This is a genomic window from Micromonospora sp. NPDC004336, assembly GCF_053602615.1.
In genome coordinates this window covers 1-15517 of the sequence record NZ_JBSGDY010000152.1, presented here as the reverse complement: position 1 = coordinate 15517, position 15517 = coordinate 1, and the positions used below count along the sequence as shown (strand labels likewise).

At 74.4% G+C, this 15517-nt stretch carries 15 protein-coding genes; 10 read left to right on the top strand and 5 right to left on the bottom strand.

What is annotated here, in order from left to right; translation table 11 throughout:
- Positions 1–85: 85 nt before the first annotated feature.
- From sepH to ACWENR_RS24510, 3 genes are all read right to left on the bottom strand, one after another.
- Positions 86–1165 (bottom strand): septation protein SepH, encoded by a 1080-nt coding sequence (gene sepH / locus ACWENR_RS24520; RefSeq protein ID WP_452279308.1) that lies wholly within the window; start codon positions 1163–1165, stop codon positions 86–88.
- Positions 1166–1352: 187 nt separating this feature from the next.
- Positions 1353–2480: a phosphoserine transaminase gene (gene serC / locus ACWENR_RS24515; protein WP_452279307.1), complete on the bottom strand. Its 1128-nt coding sequence runs from the start codon at positions 2478–2480 to the stop codon at positions 1353–1355.
- A gap of 247 nt (positions 2481–2727) precedes the next feature.
- Positions 2728–3834, bottom strand: a complete 1107-nt coding sequence (locus ACWENR_RS24510; protein WP_091098874.1) for a citrate synthase 2 — start codon at positions 3832–3834, stop codon at positions 2728–2730.
- Between the two features lie 282 nt (positions 3835–4116).
- On the opposite strand from ACWENR_RS24510, the gene pdxH reads away from it, so the two are divergent.
- From pdxH to ACWENR_RS24490, 4 genes are read left to right on the top strand one after another with little or no spacing between them, the layout of a single operon-like run.
- Positions 4117–4746: a pyridoxamine 5'-phosphate oxidase gene (gene pdxH, locus ACWENR_RS24505; RefSeq protein WP_452279306.1), complete on the top strand. Its 630-nt coding sequence runs from the start codon at positions 4117–4119 to the stop codon at positions 4744–4746.
- Positions 4743–6041, top strand: coding sequence for an MFS transporter (locus tag ACWENR_RS24500; protein WP_452279305.1), 1299 nt, complete (start codon positions 4743–4745; stop codon positions 6039–6041). Before pdxH ends, ACWENR_RS24500 begins: the two co-directional genes overlap by 4 nt.
- 48 nt (positions 6042–6089) lie before the next feature.
- The gene (locus ACWENR_RS24495; RefSeq protein ID WP_452279309.1) at positions 6090–6242 is read left to right on the top strand and encodes a hypothetical protein; all 153 of its coding nucleotides are present in this window, start codon (positions 6090–6092) and stop codon (positions 6240–6242) included.
- Positions 6184–7554, top strand: a complete 1371-nt coding sequence (locus ACWENR_RS24490; protein ID WP_452279304.1) for a cytochrome P450 — start codon at positions 6184–6186, stop codon at positions 7552–7554. The genes ACWENR_RS24495 and ACWENR_RS24490 overlap by 59 nt, the downstream gene beginning before the upstream one ends.
- Here the strand turns inward: ACWENR_RS24490 and ACWENR_RS24485 are convergent.
- Positions 7484–10402, bottom strand: a complete 2919-nt coding sequence (locus ACWENR_RS24485) for an AfsR/SARP family transcriptional regulator (protein WP_452279303.1) — start codon at positions 10400–10402, stop codon at positions 7484–7486. The two genes, ACWENR_RS24490 and ACWENR_RS24485, sit on opposite strands and share 71 nt — an antisense overlap.
- A gap of 123 nt (positions 10403–10525) precedes the next feature.
- Here ACWENR_RS24485 and ACWENR_RS24480 point away from each other — a divergent pair, with 123 nt between their 5' ends.
- The 5 genes from ACWENR_RS24480 to ACWENR_RS24460 all read left to right on the top strand — a co-directional run bounded on the left by ACWENR_RS24480 (position 10526) and on the right by ACWENR_RS24460 (position 14669).
- Positions 10526–11455, top strand: coding sequence for an aldose 1-epimerase family protein (locus tag ACWENR_RS24480; protein WP_452279302.1), 930 nt, complete (start codon positions 10526–10528; stop codon positions 11453–11455).
- A gap of 12 nt (positions 11456–11467) precedes the next feature.
- The gene (locus ACWENR_RS24475; RefSeq protein ID WP_452279301.1) at positions 11468–12070 is read left to right on the top strand and encodes a nitroreductase family protein; all 603 of its coding nucleotides are present in this window, start codon (positions 11468–11470) and stop codon (positions 12068–12070) included.
- 190 nt (positions 12071–12260) lie between these two features.
- Complete coding sequence (locus ACWENR_RS24470) at positions 12261–12566, top strand: type II toxin-antitoxin system VapB family antitoxin (protein ID WP_089002310.1); 306 nt, start codon at positions 12261–12263, stop codon at positions 12564–12566.
- 35 nt (positions 12567–12601) lie between these two features.
- Positions 12602–13762, top strand: a complete 1161-nt coding sequence (locus ACWENR_RS24465; protein ID WP_452279300.1) for an acyl-CoA dehydrogenase family protein — start codon at positions 12602–12604, stop codon at positions 13760–13762.
- A gap of 142 nt (positions 13763–13904) precedes the next feature.
- Positions 13905–14669, top strand: a complete 765-nt coding sequence (locus tag ACWENR_RS24460; protein WP_452279299.1) for a DUF4230 domain-containing protein — start codon at positions 13905–13907, stop codon at positions 14667–14669.
- Positions 14670–14836: 167 nt separating this feature from the next.
- Here the strand turns inward: ACWENR_RS24460 and ACWENR_RS24455 are convergent, their stop codons facing one another.
- Positions 14837–15040, bottom strand: coding sequence for a PspC domain-containing protein (locus ACWENR_RS24455; protein ID WP_452279298.1), 204 nt, complete (start codon positions 15038–15040; stop codon positions 14837–14839).
- 277 nt (positions 15041–15317) lie between these two features.
- Here ACWENR_RS24455 and ACWENR_RS24450 point away from each other — a divergent pair.
- Positions 15318–15517 (top strand): serine dehydratase beta chain (locus ACWENR_RS24450; protein ID WP_452279297.1); only part of this gene is annotated, 200 nt, incomplete at its 3' end.

Genomic DNA, 15517 nt, shown 5'->3' with positions numbered 1-15517 from the left:
CGGCGGTCACCGCCGGAGCCGACGCTCGGGGAGGAATCCGGAGCGCCGACGCCGCCGGAAGACCGGGACCGTCGGCGCCGACGCGTCAGGAGGACTCGCGGGCCGCCGGGCCGCTGCCGAAGAGCACGTCGTCCCAGCTCGGCAGGCGCTTGCGCGGCTTGCCCCCGGCCTCGGCGGCCTCGGCCGCCGCAGCCGCCGGCGCGCCCGTGCGGCGGGGCCGCAGCACCGCCAGGGACGGCACGGCCGGGACCTCCTTGGGCGCGTCCGAGTCGTCGTCGAACGCGGAACCCTGGCCGCCGCCGAGCAGCGCCGCCGCCCCGCCGCCGACCGGCCGCTGCCGGGGCGCGTCCTGCCCGGCCAGGGCGGCCGGGGAGCGCGGGTCGAGCCCGCGCCCCGAGGACGAGCCCAGCGGGCGGTCGAGCGAGGCGAGCAGGGCGTCCCGCCCGGCCCGGATGGGGTCGCGGCCGGGCCGGCCGTGCTCGGCCGCCGCCGGCAGGCCGTGCCCGCCCCGGCTCGGCTCGCCGCGCGACGGGCCGGGCAGCGCGTGACCGCCCCGCTCCGGGGCCGGCTCCTGGCCGAGGATCGGGGTGGGCCGCTCGGCGCAGAGGTATTGCGCCATGTCGTCGTGCGGCGTGACCGCCTGCCGGGTCTTGTCGAGGTCCCACACCGCCTGCGCGGTCGCCTTGCCCGACGGCCAGGTCGCGACGATCCGCCAGGTGCCGTCGTCGCGGCGCCACGCGTCCCACGAGATCTTCTCGGTGTCGATCCCGTGCTGGGCCAGCCGGCCGTTGACGACCTCGGCGAGCGGGGTGGGCTTGTCGGCGCCCTTGAGCCGGGTGCGGCGGGCGTGCTGGGCGAGCATGGCCCGCTCCTGGAGCACCGGGCCGGCGTAGCGGAGCACCCGGTCGACGGGCACGCCGGCGATCCGGGCCACGTCCTCGGCGGACTCGCCGGAGCGGATCTTGGCCTGGATGTCCCGCGGGGACAGTGAGGGCACCGGGTCGACGGCGGCCGGGGCCACCGCGAGCGGCGGGGCGCCGGGCTCGGCGTGCAGCGCGCCGGCGACACGTTCGTCGATGGGCAGGGCGAGCAGTCGCCCGACCTCGTCGGCGAGCACCAGGGCCTGGCCGTCCTCGGAGAGGGCGACGAAGCGTACTGGGCGCATAGCGTTGCCTCCGTCCCGCTTCGCTGGCCGTCACGCCACGAGCCGGCCACCCGGGCGTCTCGCACCACCGTACGCGTATCTGCCCCGAGGTGGGGGATCCGACACCCGCATGTCGCGACTGAGCTGCGGCGATGATCACGTTCGGTGGCCGCCGACGCGCCGGGCGGCCACCGAACGTGACGACGAGCTAGAGCCGCTCCACCGCGTAGTCGATGGACGCGGTCAGCGCCTCGACGTCGGCGGGCTCGACGGCCGGGAAGAGCGCGACGCGGAGCTGGTTGCGGCCCAGCTTCCGGTAGGGCTCGGTGTCGAGGATGCCGTTGGCGCGCAGCGCCTTGGCGACCGCGGTCGCGTCGACGGAGTCGGCGAAGTCGATGGTGGCGACCACGTTGGAGCGCAGCGCCGGGTCGGTGACGAACGGCGTCGCCACCTCGGAACGCTCCGCCCAGCCGTAGACGATCGCGGCGCTCTCGGCCGTCCGCTTGGCCGCCCAGGCCAGCCCGCCCTGGGAGTTCATCCAGTCGGTCTGCTCGGCGGCCAGGAAGATGGTGGCCAGCGCCGGCGTGTTGTAGGTCTGCTCCAGCCGGGAGTTGTCGATCGCGGTGACCAGGTCGAGGAAGGCGGGGATGTAGCGGCCCGAGGCCTTGATCTCGCCGGCCCGCTCCAGCGCGGCGGGGGACATCAGGGCCAGCCAGAGGCCGCCGTCGGAGCCGAAGCACTTCTGCGGGGCGAAGTAGTAGACGTCCGTCTCGCCGACGTTGACGTCGAGCCCGCCGGCCCCGGAGGTGGCGTCGACCAGCAGCAGCGAGCCGGGGTCGGCGCCGGCCACCCGGCTGATCGGCACCGCGACGCCGGTCGAGGTCTCGTTGTGCGGGGTGGCGTAGACGTCCACGCCCGCCTCGGCGACCAGCGTGGGGGCGGTGCCGGCCTCCGACTTGCGGATGGTCGGCTCGCCGAGGAACGGCGCGTCCCTGACGGACTTGGCGAACTTCGCGCCGAACTCGCCGAAGCTGGCGAACTGGGCCCGGTCGCGGACCAGGCCGAACGTCGCGACCTCCCAGAACGCCGTGGTGCCGCCGTTGCCGAGCACCACCTCGTAGCCCTCGGGCAGGGCGAAGAACTCGGCGATGCCGCGGCGCAGCCGGGCGACCTGGTCGCGGACGGTCTTCTGCCGGTGCGAGGTGCCCAGGTAGCTCGTCGCCACGTCGGCGAGGGCGGAGACCGCCGCCGGACGGACCTTGGACGGCCCGCAGCCGAACCTCCCGTCGGCGGGCTTGAGGTCGTCGGGAATCCGGATGGTCGGTGCGTCAGCCACGGTTGTCGAGATCCTTCCGCAAGGGCGAGGGCGGGCCCGGTCTGCACGCGGGCGCGGATCGACGGCGGACGCGCGCGGGCGCGCGGGGCGGCCGGGATCCGGGCCCGGTCCGGCGACTCTGCCGGCCTTCATCCTCCCACCCGGCCCGGCCGATCCGGCCGCTGGTCCCACACCCGGGACGTGAGGCGTGCGCCACAGCACGCGCGAGGGCCCCGTCCGCGCGGACGGGGCCCTCGAAGGTGAGCGGTCAGACGCCGTGCGGGATGGCGTCCCAGCCCTCGACCTCCTGCGGCTTGCGGGTGCCGGGGCCGACGTAGCGGGCCGACGGGCGGACCAGCCGCTGGAGCTTCTTCTGCTCCAGGATGTGCGCGCTCCAGCCGCCCATCCGGGCGCAGGTGAACATCGAGGTGAACATGTGCGCCGGGACCTCGGCGAAGTCGAGCACCACGGCCGACCAGAACTCGACGTTGGTGGCGAGCACCCGGTCCGGGCGGCGGGCCTGGAGCTCGGCCAGGGCGGCCTTCTCCAGCGCCTCGGCGATCTCGAAGCGCGGCGCGCCCAGCTCCTTGGCGGTGCGGCGCAGCACCCGCGCGCGCGGGTCCTCGGCCCGGTAGACCCGGTGGCCGAAGCCCATCAGCCGCTCGCCCCGGTCGAGGACGCCCTTGACGTAGCCCTCGGCGTCGCCGCTGCGCTCGACGGCCTCCAGCATGCTGAGCACCCGGGAGGGGGCGCCGCCGTGCAGCGGGCCGGAGAGGGCGCCGATGCCCGACGAGATGCAGGCCGCCGCGTCCGCGCCGGTGGAGGCGACGATCCGGGCGGTGAAGGTGGAGGCGTTCAGGCCGTGCTCGGCGGCCGAGATGAAGTAGGCGTCGACGGCCTTCACGTGCCGCGGGTCGGGCTCGCCGCGCCAGCGCTTCATGAACCGCTCGACGATGGTCGACGCCTTGTCGATCTCCTTCTGCGGCACGGCCGGCAGGCCCAGGCCGCGGGCGGACTGGGCGACGAAGGAGAGGGCGGTGACCGACACCCGGGCGAGGTCCTCGCGGGCCTGCTCGTCGGAGATGTCGAGGAGCTGGTTGAGGCCCCAGTAGGGGGCCAGCATCGCGACGGCGGACTGCACGTCGACCCGGATGTCGCCGGAGTGCACCGGCACCGGGAACGGCTCCGCCGGCGGCAGGCCCGGGCCGAACCGCCCGTCGACCAGCAGCGCCCACACGTTGCCGAAGGAGACCTGACCGATGAGATCCTCGATGTCGACCCCGCGATAGCGCAGCGCGCCGCCCTCGCGGTCGGGTTCGGCGATCTCGGTCTCGAAGGCTACGACGCCCTCCAGCCCGGGTTTGAAATCGGCCATGTTCGCTCTCCTGGATCTGCTCGGTGCGCCCGGTCGGGCCCTCATCCGGCCAGCCGGCCGAGCGCCTCAGGCGACCCTTCAGGGATGTGTTCGTGACATCTTGCCTGGTGAGTAACCGATCCGCGACCCGCTGCGCCTGTGCTGCGCATGACATCCCCCGTCCGGGACGGCCCGGACGCGTCGGCGACACTGGGCGGTACGGGCTGGCCTGCCAGGAGGTCGCGGGCCGGGTCGACGGGGAGGAGAGCGAACGTGACGGGCGACACAGTGCACCCTGCGGCGATGCGTAACGAGTACGCGGCGGACCTGGGCCTTTCCGAGGCGGACCTGGCGGCCGACTGGCACGGCCAGTTCGACCGCTGGTTCGCCGACGCCGTCGCCGCCGGGCTGCCCGAGCCGAACGCGATGGTGGTCGGCACCGCCGACGCCGCCGGCCGGCCGAGCGCCCGGACCGTGCTGCTGAAGGGGTACGACCCGCGGGGCTTCGTCTTCTTCACCAACTACGAGTCCCGCAAGGGCGCCGAGGCGACCGCCAACCCGTACGCGAGCCTGGTCTTCCCCTGGTTTCCGATGCAGCGCCAGGTGATCGTCGCCGGCCCCGTGGAGCGCGTCGACCGGGCCGAGACCGAGGCGTACTTCGCCGGCCGGCCGCGCGGCTCCCAGCTGGGCGCCTGGGCCAGCACCCAGTCCCGGGTGGTGCCCGACCGGGCGGCGCTGGACGCGGCGTACCGGGCGGCGGCGGAGCGGTTCGCCGACGTCGAGCCGGTCCCCGCCCCGCCGCACTGGGGCGGGCTGCGGGTGCGGCCCGAGTCCGTGGAGTTCTGGCAGGGCCGGGCCAGCCGGCTGCACGACCGGCTGCGGTTCCGGCTCGTCGGCCCCGGGGAGTGGACCGTCGAGCGGCTGGCCCCGTGACGCGGCTCGACGAACCGCGGCGGCGCGGGCTGCGCCGGTTCGCGATCGACGTGCGTCCGCTGGCCGCGCCGGCGTACCGGCGGATGTGGCTGGGCAACGGCGTCGCGATGTTCGGCATCCAGCTCACCGCGGTCGCCGTGCCGGTGGAGATGTACGAGCTGACCGGCAGCTCCCTCTGGGTGGGCCTGCTCGGCATCGCGGCGTTCGTGCCGCTGCTGGTCTTCGGGCTCTGGGGCGGCGCGCTGGCCGACGCGTACGACCGGCGCAGGGTGCTGCTGGTGACCGCGGCGGTGCTCTGGGTCTCCACCGCCGGGCTGGTGGCGCAGGCGGTGCTCGACGTCGGCAGCCCGCTGCTGCTGCTCGTCCTGGTGGCGGTGCAGTCGGTCGCCTTCGCGATCAGCTCGCCCACCCGTAACGCCATCCTGCCCCGGCTGGTGCCGGCGGAGCTGGTGCCGGCGGCGAGCACGCTGAACTTCACCACCTACACCGCCGCCTCCGTGTTCGGCCCCCTGGTCGCCGGCCTGATCTTCGCCTGGTGGGGCACGGGCCCCGGCCTGCCGATCGCGTACGCGGCCGACGCGGTGCTCTTCACCGCCGTGGTCTGGGCGACGGTGCGGCTGCCGGCGATGCCGCCCGAGCCGGACCCGGACGGGGCCGGCGCCCCGCGCCGGGCCGGGCTGGCCAGCATCGTCGACGGGCTGCGCTACCTGAGCACCACGCCGGTGCTGCTGCTCTCCTTCGTCATCGACCTGATCGCGATGGTGCTGGCGATGCCCCGCGCGCTCTTCCCGGAGATCGCCGAGGAGCGCTTCGGCGGCGGCGCGGCCGTCGGCTGGCTGTTCAGCGCGATCGCGGCCGGCGCGATGCTCGGCGGGCTCACCTCGGGCTGGATCGGCCGGCTGCGCAGGCAGGGGCTGGCGCTGGTGGTGGCGGTGGTCGGCTGGGGTCTGGCGGTGGCGGCGGCCGGGCTGGCCGGTCAGCTCTGGCTGATGGTGCTGCTGCTGGCGGTGGCCGGCGCGGCGGACCTGGTCAGCGCGGTGCTGCGGCAGTCGATGCTGCTGGTCTACGCGCCGGACCGGATGCGCGGGCGGCTGATGGGCGTCAACACGGTGGTCATCGCCGGCGGCCCGCGCCTGGGCGACCTGCGCGCCGGCGCGGTGGCGGCCGGGTTCGGCGGCGGGGTCGCCTGGGTCAGCGGTGGGCTGATCTCCGCGGCGCTCGCGGTGCTGCTCGCGGTGGCGTTCCCGGCCCTGCTGCGCTACCGGGCGGCGACCACGGCGACCGACCGGGACTGACGGCGCGCCCGGACCGATCGCGGGCCCGGCGCCGTTCCTGCGGATTTCGTGCGGGGATCATGCGCCGGACCATCGATCGTGGTCTTCAACGCCGTCAACTCCTGGAGGTTAGGCATGAAGCACATCCGTCACGCAGCCGTCCGTGTCCTGGGCCGGGTCCGCATGGGTGGCATGTACACCTACTGGAACATCTTCAACTGATCTGGTTGAGGGCCGACGAGTGACGACGCATGCATCTGGCCCGGAGCGGCCGCCGGGGCCGCGAGGGCACTGGTTGTTCGGCAACACCGAGGAGTACGACCGGGACAGGAACGGCTTCCTGGAACGGTGTCACCGCGAGTACGGGGACGTCTTCTCCTACGATGCCCGCACGATCGTGGTGTCCTCACCGGACCAGGTGCATGCGTTGCTCGCCCGGACCAACAAGGACTTCCTGGCGGAGAACTCGCCGCTGGCGGGACCCGTGGACACCGAGCGGATGGCGGCCGACGCCGAGCTGTGGACCGCGACCCGCCGCGTGGGCTGGCAGGGCCTGCACCGGCGGGTGGCGCAGGCGCACGCGACACGGCTGCGCGAGATCTTCCGCGAGACCGTCGGCGACGGGGAGACGGACGTGCTCGCCACGATGGCCGGGTTCTTCGGCCGGGCGACCGCGGACTTCTGCCTGAGCGTCGACGCGGCGGGCGTGCCGGAGGCGCTGGCCGAGAACGTGGCGGCCATCGACCCTCTCTCGCGCAGCTCGTTGCAGCTGCCGCCGTGGTGGCCGTCGCGCCGGGTACGGCGCTTCACCCGGTCGCGCGAGCGGCTCCTGGCGCTGATGACCGACGTCGTGCGGCGCCGCCGCCAGGCCGGGGACGCGTCGGCCCAGGATCTCCTCGGCCTGCTGCTCGCCTCGGCGGACGGGGGGTTGTCCGACCTGCAGATCGAGCGGTTCCTGCGCGGGATCATGCTCGCCGCGCTGGGCGTCCCGGCCGCCGCCCTGACCTGGATCGTGTACGAGATCGGCAGGCGGCCGGACGTCCGGGCCCGGCTGGCGGCCGAGGCGGCCTCGGCCGGCGACGTCCCGGAGTTGACGGAGCTTCCGTACACCGAGGCTTTCGTCAAGGAGGTCCTCCGGCTGTGGCCGCCGACCTGGCTGATCGGCCGGACCGTACGGCGGGAGACGGAACTCGGCGGGTGGCGGCTCAACCCGGGCGACCAGGTGCTGTTCAGCATGTACCGGCTGCACCGGGACCCCCGCTGGTGGACCGACCCCGACCGGCTGGTGCCGGAACGGTGGCTGGACCCGCAGGTCACGCCCGCCCGGCACACCTACCTGCCCTTCGGCGCGGGGCCCCGGGTCTGCGTGGGGACGCAGCTCGGCATGATGCAGTTGACGCTCGCGACGTCCTGGCTGGTCGGCGACATGGAGATCGTCGGGCCGCAGGAGGTGACCCCCGACTTCAGCGGTCTGCTGGTTCCTCGGGACCTGCGCGTCGGGCTGCGGAGGCGGGTCGTACCGCAAGGCGTCTGATCTTCTCCCGCACGTCGTCGGCCTCGGCGGTGCGGCGCTGCTCGCGGTAGGAGTCGAGCGCCCGCTGCCAGGCGCGGCGGGCGGCGGTGAGCCGGCCCGACCCGTGGTGGACGTCGCCGATGCGGACCAGCGTGTCTGCGGCCTGGTAGGCGTTGCCCAGCCGCTCGCGCAGCTCCAGGCACCGGCCGTAGTAGCCGAGCGCCTCGTCGGGGCGTCCCGCCCGGTGGGCGATGTAGCCGAGGCTGTCGAGGGTGGCGGACTCGCCGTTGCGGTCCTCGTGCCGCCGGAACAGCCGCAGCGCCTGCTCGCAGTACGACTGCGCCGTCGAGTGGTGGCCGAGCACGGCGTGGCACCAGCCGGCGGCGCTGAGCGCGTTGGCCTCCCAGCGGGGGTCCTGGAGTTCCCGCTGCAGGCGCAGGGCGTTCTCCACGTGTGGCAGGGCGCGCGCGGGCTCACCCCGCTCCAGCCACGCGAACCCGAGCGTGTGACTGAGGTGTGCCTGGCCCGCGACGTCACCGTCCTGCTCGAAGAGGTTGAGCGCGAGCAGCAGGTGTTCCAGACCGTCCTCGACCCGGGACGCCTGCGCGTAGGCGTACCCCAGGTACCAGTGGGCGAAGGCCTCGGTGTTGCGGTGCCCCAGTCGTTCGGCGGCGGCGAGGCCGAGCTGCCAGGACTCGACGCGCTGCTCGTGCTGGCACCGCTTGTGGTAGGTGTCCGCCGCCCAGGCCAGCCGCCAGACGGCGGCGTCGATGCCGAGCCGCCCGGCCAGCCGCTGCACGGCGACGAGGCCGGGCTGCTCGTCCTCGAACCAGGCCCAGGCGGATGCGGCGTCCTCGAACTCGTGCTCCGCCGGCTCGGGGAAGATCCGCGCGGCGAGTGGACGGCCGGGGTACAGCATCCGGTCGGCGGCGGACGCGGTGTGCACGTACGAGTCGACGAGGCGGGTGAGCGCCTCCGTCCGCTCGTCGTCGGTCCGGTCGGACTGCGCGCGTTCGGCGGCGTAGAGGCGGACCAGGTCGTGCATGCGGTACCGCCCGGGGCGCTGCTGCTGGACCAGGTTGGCGGCCTCGAGGTGGTAGAGCGACAGCTCGGCACGGGGGACGGGCAGGCCGGCGAGCGCGGCGGCCGACCGCAGGCCGACGTCGGGCCAGGGCGCCAGCCCCAGCAGCGTGAACAGCCGGGCGGCGGCGGGGTCGAGGGCCTCGTACGAGGCCGTGAACGCGGCCCGGAGGTCGGTGCTCAGGTCGCCGGTCCGCAGGACGTCGAGGCGGGTGGAGGGGTTGCCCAGCGCCTTGGCGAGGATCGACAGGGGAAAGTCGGGGTGCATGGCGGCGCGTGCGGTGAGTACGCCGATCGCCAGCGGCAGGCCGCCGGTGTGCCGGACGAGGACGGCCACGCTGTCCGGATCCTCCGCGATCCGCGGGCCGCCGAGGTGGCTGCGGAGCAGGCGGTGGGCCTCGGCGTCCGTGAGGGCGTCCAGCCCGATCAGGGTGGCGCCGCTGGCGGCGCTCAGGCCGGGCAGGCGGTTGCGGCTGGTGATCAGCACGGCGCAGTGCGGGCCGCCGGGGAGCAGCGGCTCGACCTGTGCCACGTCGCGGGCGTTGTCGAGGACGACGAGCAGGCGGCGACCCGCGACCAGCGACCGGTAGAGACCGGACTGGGCCACCTTCCCGGCCGGCATGGCCGCGGCCGGGATGCCGAGGGAGGACAGCAGGTGGCGCAGCGCCACGTGGGGCGGCAGCGGGCCGCTCGAAGGGTCGAAGCCGTGGAGGTTGACGTAGAGCTGCCCGTCGGGGAAGAGGTCGACGTTGTCGTGCGCCCAGCGCAGGGCCAGCGACGTCTTCCCCATCCCCCCGGTGCCGCTGATCGCGGCGATGGCCACGCCGTTCGGGCGCCGTTCGCCGGCGAGCCGGTCCAGCTCGGCGCGTTCGCGTTCGCGGCCGACGAAGTGGGCCGGCGGAGCCGGCAGCTGGCGGGGGACCGGCATCGGGGCCGCCGTCGGGCTCGGCTGCTCCTCCGGCGGTTCCGCGACCGGGTCCGGCGGCCCCGGCGCGGGGTCGGGCCCGACGGTGGCGCGGGGCGCTTCGGGTGCGGTGTCGGAGGTGAGGATGCGCTGGTGCAGCCGCTGCAGTTCGGGCTCGGGCTCCAGCCCCAACTCGGCGACGACCCGGTCCCGCAGCCTCCGGTAGACCGCCAGCGCGTCGACCCGCCGGCCGCTGCGGTGCAGGGCCGTCATGAGCTGGCCGTGTGCCGGCTCGCGCAGGGGGTGGTCCGTGACGACGGCGTCGAGTTCGGCGATCGCCTCGGCGTGCCGGCCGGTGGCGAGCAGGGCCGCGGCCCGCTCCTCCCTGGCCTGTAGCCGCAGTTCCTCGAGCCGGACCACCTCGGTCTCGACGAAGGAGCCGTTGATCCCGTCCAGGGGCGTCCCGCGCCAGCGGCTCAGCGCCTCGTCGTAGCGGGCCACGGCGGCGGCCGGGTCGCCCTCGGCGGACGCCTCGCGCGCCCGCGCCACGCGGTCCAGGAAGTCGGTCAGGTCGAGCTGGTCGGGCTCCAGCCGCACCACGTACCCGGGGCGCTGCGTGCGGACCACGTCGACCCCCGCGGCGCGGCACGCCTTCCTCAGGTCGGAGACCAGCATCCTGACCCGGGCGGAGGGGGAGCTCGGCGGCGGCTCCCCCCACAGCAGCTCCGCCAGCCGCTGGACCGACACCACGCGGTTGGCGTTCAACAGCAGGATCGTCAGCAGCGCCCCCTGCCTGCCGGTCAGGACGACGTGCCCCGTCCCGGTGCGGAGTTCCACCGGCCCGAGCACGCGGAACGCGGCCCGCCCACGACCATCAGAACCCACCGCGACCTCCAGCCGAGCCGACGAACCGGGCGACCCGCCCCCGGACATTGGTGCCGTCCGGGGGCATTTGTCAGGGTAGTCGAGCGTGCGGCGGCCCCTCCCGCGTCGACTAAGGTCGCCTGCATGGGGAGCGCCGAGAGATCGTCACCGTCCGGGTCACAGTGGACCATCGCCGCCGCCGGCCACGAGGCCGTCATCGTCGAGGTGGGCGGGGGCGTGCGGACATACCGGCACGACGGGGTCGACCAGCTCGACGGGTACGACGCCGACGAGATGTGCCCCGGCTGCGCCGGGCAGGTGCTGGCCCCGTGGCCGAACCGGATCCGCGACGGCCGGTACACCTTCGGCGACCGGTCGTTGCAGCTCACCCTCAGCGAGCCGGAGCGGGCGGTGGCCATCCACGGGCTGGTGGCCTGGGTGCCGTGGCGGCTGGAGGAGCGGTCGGCGGACGCGGTGACGGTCGGCTACGACCTGCCGCCGCAGCCCGGCTACCCGTGGCCGCTGCGGCTGCGCACGCGGTGGAGCGTCGGCCCGGACGGGCTGCGCGCCGAGCACGAGGCCACCAACCTCGGCGCCGATCCCGCGCCGTTCGGCTTCGCGGTGCACCCGTACCTGCGGGTACCCGGGGTGGCCGTCGACGACCTGTCGCTGCGGCTGCCGGCCCGGTCCCGGTTGCAGGTCGACTCGCGGCTGCTGCCGATCGGGGTCACCCCGGTCGCCGGCACCGAGTACGACTGGACCAGCCCCCGCCGCATCGGCCGGGCCCAGCTGGACCTCACCTTCGGTGACGTGGTCCGCGACGACGACGGCGGCTCGGTGGTCAGCCTGAGCGCCCCGGACGGCTCGGCGGGCGTGCGGATCTGGGCCGACCGGGAGTTCGGCTGGTGGCAGGTGTTCACCGGCGACGCGCTCCCCGGGCCGCGGCAGCGCCGCTCCGTCGCGATCGAGCCGATGACCTGCCCGCCGGACGCGTTCCGCTCCGGCCGGGACGTGATCACCCTGAAGCCGGGCGCGACCTGGCGGGGTGTCTGGGGCGTACGGCCCGGGGCCTGAGCGGGGGAGCGCGTGGAGTTCAGCGAGGTGGTCCGGCGGCGCCGGATGGTCCGCAACTACGACCCGGACCGTCCGGTCCCGCCCGAGGTGGTGGAGCGGCTGCTCGACCACGCGGTCCGCGCGCCGTCGGCCGGGTTCGCCCAGGGCTGGGGGTTCCTGGTGCTGGAGGAGCCGGCGGACCGGGAGCGGTTCTGGGCGGCGGCCACCCCGGCCGGGGGCGGGCGGGAGCGGTGGCTGACCGGCATGCGCCGGGCCCCGCTGATCGTCGTGCCGCACGCGAACCGCTCGGCCTACCTGGAGCGCTACGCGGAGCCGGACAAGGGCTGGGCGGACCGCTCGACGGAACGCTGGCCGGTGCCCTACTGGTATGTCGACACCGGCTTCGCCGCCCTGCTGATGCTGCTGACCGCCGTGGACGAGGGGTTGGGGGCGTGCTTCTTCGGCATCCCGCCGCAGCGCCTGGACGCCTACCGGGACGCGTTCGGCGTGCCGGCGGAGTACGACCCGATCGGCGCGGTGACGGTGGGTTACCGGGCGGAGGACCATCGGTCACCGTCGCTGCGGCGGGGGCGGCGTCCGGTGGGCGAGGTGGTCCGGCGGGGGCGGTGGAGCTGACCCGCTCCGGGTGTTTCGCCCGGTTGTGAACCGGACGGCGGGTAGCGAAACTGACATCAGGGAGCAGAACGCGGGGTGGTGCAGCCCGCTACGCTGGCACGGGCATCGGTGCCGTGTGGTCGTGGCACCACGCCGCGACCCGGCCCGGCGTCGTGGGTCGGCCCGACCAGGGGGAGGGGAGCGTGCCGTCGTGATCTTCAGAGCGGTCCGGGACGGGCGTCCCTACCCGGAGCACAACCTGACGCTCAAGCAGTGGGCGGAGATCCCGCCGCGGCCGCTGCGCCTGGACCAGTTGATCACCACCAAGCGCGAGCTGGCGCTCGACAAGCTGCTCGCGGAGGACTCCACCTTCTACGGCGACCTCTTTCCGCACGTGGTGCAGTGGAACGGCGGGCTCTACCTGGAGGACGGTCTGCACCGCGCGCTGCGGGCGGCGTTGCAGCAGCGCAACCAGATCCACGCCCGGGTGCTCGTCCTCTCCGGCCCGATCGAGTGAGCGGCCGGCCCTGAGGCTTCGTTAGGGTGGCTGGCATGAGCCGTACCGATCTGCTGGACCTGGACTCGTCGCTCACCGAGGAGGAGCGGCAGATCCGCGCCGTCGTGCGCCAGCTCGTCGACGACCGGGTCCGCCCGCACGTCGCCGGCTGGTACGAGGAGGGCCACGTGCCCGCCCGGGAGCTGGCCCGCGAGTTCGGCAAGATCGGCCTGCTCGGCATGCACCTGACCGGCTACGGCTGCGCCGGCTCGTCGGCCGTCGCGTACGGGCTGGCGTGCCTGGAGCTGGAGGCCGGCGACTCGGGCGTCCGCTCCCTGGTCTCGGTCCAGGGCTCCCTGGCCATGTACGCCATCTGGCGCTACGGCAGCGAGGAGCAGAAGCAGCGCTGGCTCCCGGCGATGGCCACCGGCGAGGCGATCGGCTGCTTCGGGCTGACCGAGCCCGACCACGGCTCCGACCCCGCCTCGATGACCACCCGGGCCCGCCGCGACGGCGACGACTGGGTGCTGACGGGCGCGAAGATGTGGATCACCAACGCGCCGATCGCCGACGTCGGGGTGATCTGGGCGCGCACCGACGACGGCGTGCGCGGCTTCGCCGTACCGATGGACACGCCGGGGGTGACGGCGCGCGAGATCCGGCGCAAGATGTCGCTGCGCGCCTCCGTCACCGGGGAGGTCGTGCTCGACGACGTCCGGCTCCCGGCGGACGCCCGCCTGCCCGAGGCGGTCGGGCTGAAGGCGCCGCTGAGCTGCCTGACCGAGGCCCGGCACGGCATCGTCTGGGGCGCGCTCGGCGCGGCCCGCGACTGCCTGGAGACCGCCCTGGACTACGCCACCACCCGCACCCAGTTCGGGCGGCCGCTGGCCGGCTTCCAGCTCACCCAGGCCAAGCTCGCCGACATGGCCGTGGAGCTGAACAAGGGCGCCCTGCTGGCGCTGCACCTCGGCCGCCTCGCCGACGCCGGCCGGCTGCGCCCCGACCAGGTGAGCGTGGGCAAGCTCAACAACGTCCGGGAGGCGCTGGCCATCGCCCGGCAGTGCCGCACGATCCTCGGCGCGAACGGCGTCTCGGGGGAATACCCGATCATGCGGCACGCCAACAACCTGGAGAGCGTGCTCACCTACGAGGGCACCTCGGAGATCCACCAGCTGGTCGTCGGGCAGCGGCTGACCGGGCTGTCGGCCTTCGCCTGACCTGCGGTTTCGCCCGCCCGGTGGGCGCCGCCGCGCCGGCGCGGAGATCGATCCCGTCCGGTTGTGCCGCTCGGCGAGCGCCTGTCGTACCGGGGCCTTACCGTCATGACAGACGACGTGTCTGACGAGGACGGTGAGGGCCATGGCCCGCGACGGTGACATCAACGAGCCGACGAGGGAGTTCCCGGGATACCCGACCGGCGAAGAGCTCCGGGCCCGGACGGACGACGCGACGGAGCCCGCCCCGGGCGCGCCGGCGCCGGCCGGCGGGCCGGCCCGCGGCCTGCTCTGGGTGCTCGGCGCGGCGGCCCTGGCGGTGGTGGTGCTGCTCGGCGTGCAGGCCACCGGCATCCTGCCCGACTTCCGTAACCCGTTCACCAAGGAGCAGACCGACCGCAGCCAGCCGCCGCTGCTGAAGTCGATCCAGGATCTCAGCCGCTACGTCGCGGCCGAGGGCAACTTCCAGGTGGTGGTCGACCTCCAGAACGACCGGCGCAACGTGCCCGACTGGCTGCTCAACCAGCGCACCCTCTTCGTCGGGGCGGGCAGCGTCGAGGCTTACGTGGACTTCGCCAAGATCTCCGAGGGCGCGGTGGTCGAGTCCGCCGACGGCAAGTCGGTGGAGATCAGGCTGCCGGCGCCGCAGCTCGCCAAGACCAACCTCGACCTGGAGAAGAGCTACGTCTTCGCCGAGGAGCGGGGGCTGCTCAACCGGGTCGGTGAGCTGGTCGGCGGCGATCCCAACCGCCAGCAGCAGGTCTACCAGCTCGCCGAGGAGCGCATCACCGGCGCCGCCCGGGACAGCGGCCTGACCCAGCGGGCCGAGGAGAACACCCGCAAGATGCTGGAGGGCCTGCTCCGCTCCCTCGGCTACGAGAAGGTGACGGTCACCTACACCGCCCCCTGACGCCGAACGTCCACCCCCGCCCCGTCCCCGCCCCGCGCCACTTCGCGGAAGTAGCCCCCTCCGTCGGCGCCGGAGAGGGCTACTTCAGGGGATGTTTGTCGCCTCGACCCGGCGGGCCGGCGTGGCGCGGGCGACGCCGAGGTCGGTAGCGGGCGACGTCGGGGTCGTCAGCGGGTGGCGAAGTGGCGGTCCTCGTTCGGCATCAGCACCCACAGCACCAGGTAGACGATGAGCTGGGTGCCGGGCAGTAGCAGCGACAGCAGGAACAGCAGCCGGACGAAGCCGGCAGACCAGCCGAAACGCTGGGCCAGGCCGGCGCAGACACCGGCGATCATGCGTCCCTGACGGGGGCGGACCAGTTTGCGACTCATCGTCGTACTCCCACTCTGCGGCGTTCGCCGCGTCTGTCTCCACGGTAGGAAGGGGCGGCCGCCGCGCCCTCGGTCCCGAGGAGGATCGGCGGTCCGCGTACCCGTAGGTGGTTACCCGCGAGCCGGTCAGGCGACGCACCGGACGGGCGCTGAGCTGGGCGGGTAGGCTCGCCGGTCGGGCACCCGCGCGTCACGGGTGCCGGACGGCCGCCCCGCACCCGGGCCGGCCAGGACCGGGCCGGACCCGTCAGGGGTACGACGGCGAGGAAGTGCAGCCATGATCAGCGTTTTCGATCTTTTCAGTGTCGGTGTCGGGCCGTCGAGTTCGCACACGGTGGGGCCGATGCGGGCGGCGCGTACGTTCGTGGCGGGGTTGAAGGCCGATGGGTTGTTGTCGGGCACGGTGCGGGTGCAGGCGGAGTTGTTCGGTTCGTTGGGTGCGACGGGGCACGGGCACGGCAGTGATCGGGCGGTGTT